Below are 6,366 nucleotides of genomic sequence, written 5' to 3' on the forward strand. Positions count from 1 at the left end.
GACCATGAGTATTGTTGACCGCGTCGAGCACCTGGCGCCGTTCGAGGGGAGTCGCTCCGGAACAGCGAATCTCAGCTGGGGTCAGCAATGGGTATGGGACGCACTTTCCAAGCTGCCGGACAGTCGGCACTTGTGCATCAACATCGTCGTGCCGATCCCGGCGAACCGCTCGCTGTCACTTGAACAGGTAGGCGAGGTGGTCGCCGGCCTGGTGAGTCGGTTCGAGTCGCTGCGGACGACGTACGTCCCGGACGGCGAGGGCGGCCTGCGCCAGCACGTGCAGCGGACCGGGCGCCTGCCCGTGGACGTTCGCGCGGTCGAGGTGTTCGATCCGGATGGAGCGGACTCGCTCATCGCGGACTTCTACGAAACCGGCTTCGAAGTGGATGAGTTGCCGGTCAGGGCAGTGGTGGTCGCCGACCGGCGGGGTGCTCGGTTGGTAGCTCTGCGGTTCAGCCACATGGCCATCGACGCCTGGTCGAGGACGATACTGATGGGCGAGCTGAACGCCGCCCTGGGGCTGGGCGACGCGTCGTCACCGGTCAGGTCCGGGTCGGCGGACTGGCACCCGTTCGACCAGGCCGCATACGAGTCGACCGAGGAGGGTCGGCGGGCCTGCGACCGATCTCTGGCGTTCTGGCGTCGGCAGCTGCACCGCTTCCCGGACTCGCTGTTTCCAACGTCGCGCCGTGCGCCGGACACGCCGCCGTTCTGCGAGGCGCGTATGGAATCCGCCGCCGGAGGGGCGGCGGTGGACCTGCTGGCCAGGCGCTGGAGATGCTCCCACCAGTCGGTGCTGATGGGCACGGTGGTCAGCCTCGTCGCGGCCTGGTCGGACGTGTCAGGTGTGGGACTTCCCATGATTGTCAGCAACCGCCTGACCCGGCGGGCACAGGGCATGGTGGGACCGTTGGCCGGCATGGCACCGCTCTACGTCGACGTGGCCGGGCGGGGGCTCCGGGACGTGGTGCAGGCCACGGCCCAGGCATCCGCCGCGTCGATACGGCACGGGCAGTACGAGGTCGCCAGGTTCGACGCGATGAAGCAGGAGGTCAGGGACGAGCGGGCGGGAGCGCCGGATACCTCCAGCTTCCTGAACGTTCGGATGCATGCCCCCTTAGCGGTGGCGGTGACCGACGACCCGGCGGGCGAGGACGCGGTCGCTCGCGCCGCCCGCCGCACCACCGTGACGTGGGAAGCGGGCTTCGACTCTGAGAACGTGGCGCTCGGCATCCTCGCCGATATCTGGAGTGACGCGGTCTCCCTCACGCTGCGCACGGACACCGCGATCCTGCCGAAGAACGAGGTGGCCGGCATCCTTCGCGCCATGGACCGGGTCCTGATCGCGGCGGTGCGGGGCGAAACCGTCGAACAGGACTTCGTCAAGCGGGAACTCCGGGAGGAAGGGTGACAGCGCAGACATCCACCACGGCTGGCCCACAGCGGCCGCAGCTCGGTGGAGCAGAGGACCAGACCGATCGCCTGGCCGAACTTCCCGCCAATGTGCGGGAGGAACTGGCTGCGATAACTGGTGACCTGGCGGACGGGGCCTCCGCCTTCATCACGGGCTCGCTCGTCGAGGGGTTCGGCAACGAGCACTCCGACATCGATCTGTACGTGGTGCGGGACGAGCGACCGGCGCAGGCGGTGGCCATCGGTATCCGACCCACCCGCTACGTCGATTGCGAGTACTTCGATCTGCGTGGTCTGGAAGCGCTCGCAACGCGACTGATGAACGCCGGTTGGCCCCAGGTCGACAGCCTGCGCCAGCGCGACATCGATCGGCATTACCGGCTGAGCGTCGGCGTACCCCTGCGGGTGACCGACGGCTGCCGCCCGGTCCTGGCCCGCTTCGACGCTGACGTGGCGCGCACCGCCTACGCGCGGTTCACCCTGGCACGCGCGCACGCGTCGCTCGGGTCCGCGGCGTTCCGGCTGTCGAAGGGACACGATCGGCCGGCTCGGATGATGCTCCGCGACGCGGCCGCGTGGCTGGGCAACAGCGAACTGGCGCTCGAGGGCGAGGGCTACCCCTCGTGGAAGTGGCTGGGCGAGAAGGCCGCCCGGCGGTACGGGCGGGGCAGCGACCGCTTCCGCGCCGTGGTCGACCCCTATCTCGCTCCTGGCCCGGACCCGGTGCGGCAGGCCGAAGCCTTGCGGCTGAGAATGCGGCTGCCGGACGGTTTCCGGGCGCTGCTGCATGACCGCGTCGCCCGGCTGCCCGACACTGTCCGGTGCGTCGAGGCAGACCGTTCCATCCTGCTGGTGAAGGGCGCCGATGCGGTAGCCCGGGCCGACGGGCTCGCTGAGGTCGTGATCCGCGAATTGGCGCGAGGCGCCGCATGGCCTGAGGCCGTGGCGGCAGCCGCCCGCCGGACCGGGATGGACGAACTGGAGTTGCGCTCCGGGGTTTGGCGAGAGACCGCCGGGCTACGGCTGTCAGGATTCCTTGTCGAGGAGGGAACCCAGTGAGCGCGCGGGGCGATTCGTTGCTGGAGTGGGTGAAGTCGCAACGCGACGCGAACGCCCACCAGCAGGAGCTGATGTCGCACTGGTTCGACCTCGATGGTGCGGTCCGTGCCGGGCAGTGGGAGCTCGCGTGGCGGGCACGGCAGGGCCTCCTGATGGAGGCCATCGAACTCTTCCTCCACGAGCGTGGGGTCCGGCTGCCAGGATCCCTGGACGTGACGGAACAGCTCTGCATCGCGCTCGATGCAGTAGCGGCGTTGAACCCTGCGCTCGCCGACACGCTCTGGGACCTTGTCCTGCGGGACGGCCCGTCGGATGAGCTGGCGATGCGGCGGGAAGTCGATGAGATGCTGCGCGTTGTCCGGAGCGAGTTGTCGATACCCCTGAGCGACCGGCTCGACTCCATTGAGATGTGGGCCGATGGCGTACGCGTGCTGCGTGAGGTTGCCGCGGGCATGCGGCTGACCGGTTCCGACGCCTGGTACCTCAGCGCCGCGGACCCGTCGGCGCAGTTGGGCTGGTACGACGAGGTACTGGCCCTCCTTGAGGAGCAGCGGCGCAGAGGGTGAACGCGCGTTGAGTGGTCGTGGAGCGGGAGGTCACGGTATGCCTGGTCAGGAGCTCGTAATCGAGATCGCCGAAGCGGTCTTCGGGCAGCGGGTGGCGATGGACGACAACCTGTTCGACCTGGGGGTCGACTCCATCCAGATCGCCGAGTACTGCGACCGGCTGGAGCGGGCACTGGGGCGCCGGATCGACATGGTGGCGCTGATGAACGCGGACTCCTTCGGGAGTTTCAGTCGCACCGTGATGACGGCGGACCGCTGACGTGGTGGGCGTAACCGCAGCCGATACGCCGGAGTGTCTCACCGACCTCCTGCTCGCCCGGCGTGAGTCGCCGAAACGGCTGACCGCGATCCGGGGCGATCAGGAGACCTCGTACTCCTTCGCAGAGCTGTGTACCCGTTCGTTGACAGCATCGGCCGCCCTGCGGGACCGGGCCGGGACCGATCTCGCCGGAGCACGGGTGGTGATCTGCCTGGCCGATACGCTCGCCTTCGCGGTCGCCTTCTTCGGGGCCGTCATGGCTGGGGCTGTCCCGGTCCCGGGACCGAGCCGCCTCGGCGTGCAGGCCTCGCACGACCGGCGGCTACGGGCCATCCTCCGCAGCGCCGGACCGGCTGCGGTCGTGGCGGACTCGGCGGCGATCGGGCGAGTCCAGGCCGTGTCAGGCGGCCGCTTCCTGGTTATCGACGGAGCGGAGCTGAATTCGGCTGGCCCGACTCCGCCGGGTCCGGACGCCCCGTCGCCGGTGGCCTATCTCCAGTACACCTCAGGATCCGTCAGTGACCCGGAGCCAGTCTCCATCTCCAGCCGGAACGTGGTGGCACAGCTCGCCCAGGCAGCAACCGTCTTCGCCGAGGACCACGGCTGCGTCTGCGTCAACTGGGTGCCGGTGTATCACGACATGGGCCTCGTGACGAGCATCCTGCGTCCCCTGTGGTCCAACTACGACTCGGTCCTGCTCGACCCCATGGACTTCGTGCGCGACCCCGGCACCTGGCTCCGGGCGATCAGCCGGCACCGGGCTACGCACGTCTCCGCGCCCGACTTCGGATATGCCTTGTGCGCGCGGAAGGTGACCGACCACAGCGGAGTCGAGCTGAGCAGCCTGCGGGTGGCGCGTAACGCGGGTGAGATGGTGCGCGTGACAACGATGGAGGAGTTCAGCAATGCGTTCGCCCCCGACGGCTTCCGCTATGAGATGTTCGCGCCCTCCTACGGCCTGGCCGAGGCAACCCTCACCGTCACCACGTGTCTCCCGCACGAGCGGCCACGCCTCATCCCGGTCTCGAAGTGGGCGCTCAGTCTCGGGACAGTGGCGCGCCCCGAATCCGAGGCTGACGCCGTCCAGCTGGTTTCGGCCGGGCCTCCGCTACCGGGCACCTCGGTATGGATCCAACCCGACGGCGGCCCTGCCACGGACCGTGACCGGGTCCTGGGGGAGGTCGTGATAAGTGGACCTCAGGTCGCCGGGGATGAAACGACCTACGCCACCGGCGACATCGGATTCCTTGCTGATGGTGAGCTGGTGCTCATCGGCCGGGCGCGGCACCGGTTTCAGGTCCGGGGGCAGAACTACTACAGCACTGAGCTGGAGGCGTGCGTGGCGGACGAGGAGCCGCTCGTCCGTAGGGGCAGGATCGCCGTGTTCGCCTGCGAGCGTGCTGACCGCGATCAGGAAGTCGTTGTCCTGGCTGAACTCCGTCGTGGCGTCACCGTGCAGCCATCGGACGAAGCCCGCGCGCAGGCTGCCATCAGGGATGCTCTGCGCCGCGCCTTCGGCCTCACCCCCGACACCGTTGCGCTGGTCCCGTGCGGCTCTTTGCCGGTGACCACGAGCGGAAAGCTGGAGCGGGACCGTTGCCGGGCCGACTACCAGGAGCGTGGCAGCCCGCTCGCCGCCGCGCCGGTTGGTCACTCCGTCCCGTCGTGAAAGGTAGTCCGTGCAGTGAACGACATCGACACCCGCTCAGCTACGGCAGCGACCGCGCTTGTCCCCACGCCAGTGGAGTACGTCGACGTGGTCGACGACCAGTGGGCACAAGGCCAGCTCCGGTGCTCGTCCGAGGAGCTCGCCAACCTCGCGGGCAGCGTGTTGCCGCGGTACAGCGGCGGCTTCGACCAGTATGACGTGCTCAACGCCGGACTGCTGGGCGGCTCAGGGCGTAGCCGATCCGAGCTGGAGATGCTGCTGTACGCCAGGGCCCTGCGTAACTACGGCGGGGACTGGCTGTCACCGCAGAGTTTTGCGGTGCGGGTCCAGGCCAACTGCCTCTCGACCTCGTGCACGAGCGACCAGTGGCAACCCCCGCCGTTCGTCGGCGTGCGCTGGAACGACAGCGAGACCGCGCAGGGGAGGGCGGCGTGGTCCGGCCGACTGGAGCTGACCGGCCGATCGGGCAAGGTGGTGGACGAGCGGATCCACCGCGTCTGGGCGCAGCTCATGGCGAACTACCGTTTCCAGCTGACACCGCTGCCGGTCTCCGTCGATACCACACTGACGCGTGCCCGTGGGGTAGGCGACTGCCAGGCCATCTCGCTGCTGCTGTTGGAGGAGTTGCGGATGCTCGGCGTTGCCGGCGAGTTCCGGGCCGGTTATCTCTTCGGTGGAAGACGATGCATCAACCACTACTGGATCGAGGTGACCGATACGGACGGCCGCATCAAGACTCTCGACCCGGCGATGGCCATGCTCAGTAGCCGCTTCTTCGACGACAGGTATGCGGCGTTCTGCTTCGGCTCCCGAGTGAACAAGCTCATCGAGCTGGCGACGCCGGACGGAACCTACGCCGGTCATCCGTGCCCGCGCCGCGACCGACGAGGATTTCTGTTGGTGGAGCTCATGCCCGAGCGCCCGGCGAGCCAGAGATCGGCCTGACGCTCAGCAACGCTGTGCGCCTGCCGAAAACCTCGTCCGTGTAGCTCAAGCCGCATGTTGATACTCGTGAAGGACACCGCCGAGGCGGTCTCGTCGGCGTATGTCGAGGTGGGCGATTCGTCCTCGATCCGTGATCGGCGTGGGGGCAGCTCGTAGGGGTGCGGCTTGCGTCATGGCCTGGTGGGCTCGATGGGTGTTGTAGAACTGCTCGTACTGGTGCAGAGCGTGGCGTAGGTGGCGTTCGTTCCAGATCAGGGTGCGGTCGAGTAGCTCGTGGCGGCAGGACTGTACCCATCTCTCCATGATCGCGTTCATTCTCGGGACCCGAATGCCGCAGAGGACGGTTTGGATGCTGGCGTTGGCGAGGATTTCGTCGATGAGGGCGGGGAACTTCCCGTCGCGGTCTCTGATCAGGTAGCGCGCCCGGCAGCTCGCGTTCTCGAGGTCCATCACGA

7 protein-coding genes are annotated in these 6,366 nt (G+C 68.2%); 6 read left to right on the forward strand and 1 reads right to left on the reverse strand.

The genetic code is table 11. From position 1 onward, the window contains the following. Positions 1 to 4: 4 nt before the first annotated feature. From AB0H83_RS36845 to AB0H83_RS36870, 6 genes are read left to right on the forward strand one after another with little or no spacing between them, the layout of a single operon-like run. A complete protein-coding gene (locus AB0H83_RS36845) occupies positions 5 to 1,411 on the forward strand; it encodes a condensation domain-containing protein (protein ID WP_360103334.1) in 1,407 nt (468 codons plus the stop codon). Then, the gene (locus AB0H83_RS36850) at positions 1,408 to 2,472 is read left to right on the forward strand and encodes a hypothetical protein (protein ID WP_360103336.1); all 1,065 of its coding nucleotides are present in this window, start codon (positions 1,408 to 1,410) and stop codon (positions 2,470 to 2,472) included. Before AB0H83_RS36845 ends, AB0H83_RS36850 begins: the two co-directional genes overlap by 4 nt. After that, positions 2,469 to 3,038, forward strand: a complete 570-nt coding sequence (locus AB0H83_RS36855) for a hypothetical protein (protein WP_360103338.1) — start codon at positions 2,469 to 2,471, stop codon at positions 3,036 to 3,038. Before AB0H83_RS36850 ends, AB0H83_RS36855 begins: the two co-directional genes overlap by 4 nt. Positions 3,039 to 3,075: 37 nt before the next feature. Continuing rightward, entirely contained in the window at positions 3,076 to 3,297 is a 222-nt protein-coding gene (locus tag AB0H83_RS36860) for an acyl carrier protein (RefSeq protein ID WP_360103340.1), read from the forward strand. Between the two features lies 1 nt (position 3,298). Further along, positions 3,299 to 4,966 carry an AMP-binding protein gene (locus AB0H83_RS36865; protein ID WP_360103342.1) on the forward strand — a complete coding sequence of 556 codons (1,668 nt, stop codon included), beginning with the start codon at positions 3,299 to 3,301 and terminating at the stop codon, positions 4,964 to 4,966. A 15-nt stretch (positions 4,967 to 4,981) separates the two neighbouring features. Beyond that, the gene (locus tag AB0H83_RS36870; protein ID WP_360103344.1) at positions 4,982 to 5,911 is read left to right on the forward strand and encodes a transglutaminase domain-containing protein; all 930 of its coding nucleotides are present in this window, start codon (positions 4,982 to 4,984) and stop codon (positions 5,909 to 5,911) included. Positions 5,912 to 5,956: 45 nt separating this feature from the next. On the opposite strand, the gene AB0H83_RS36875 is transcribed toward AB0H83_RS36870, so the two are convergent. Then, on the reverse strand, positions 5,957 to 6,364 hold the full coding sequence (locus AB0H83_RS36875; RefSeq protein ID WP_360103346.1) for an integrase core domain-containing protein: 408 nt from the start codon (positions 6,362 to 6,364) through the stop codon (positions 5,957 to 5,959). Positions 6,365 to 6,366: the final 2 nt, after the last annotated feature.

Source organism: Dactylosporangium sp. NPDC050688, assembly GCF_040654515.1.
In the GTDB taxonomy this organism is placed as follows: domain Bacteria; phylum Actinomycetota; class Actinomycetes; order Mycobacteriales; family Micromonosporaceae; genus Dactylosporangium.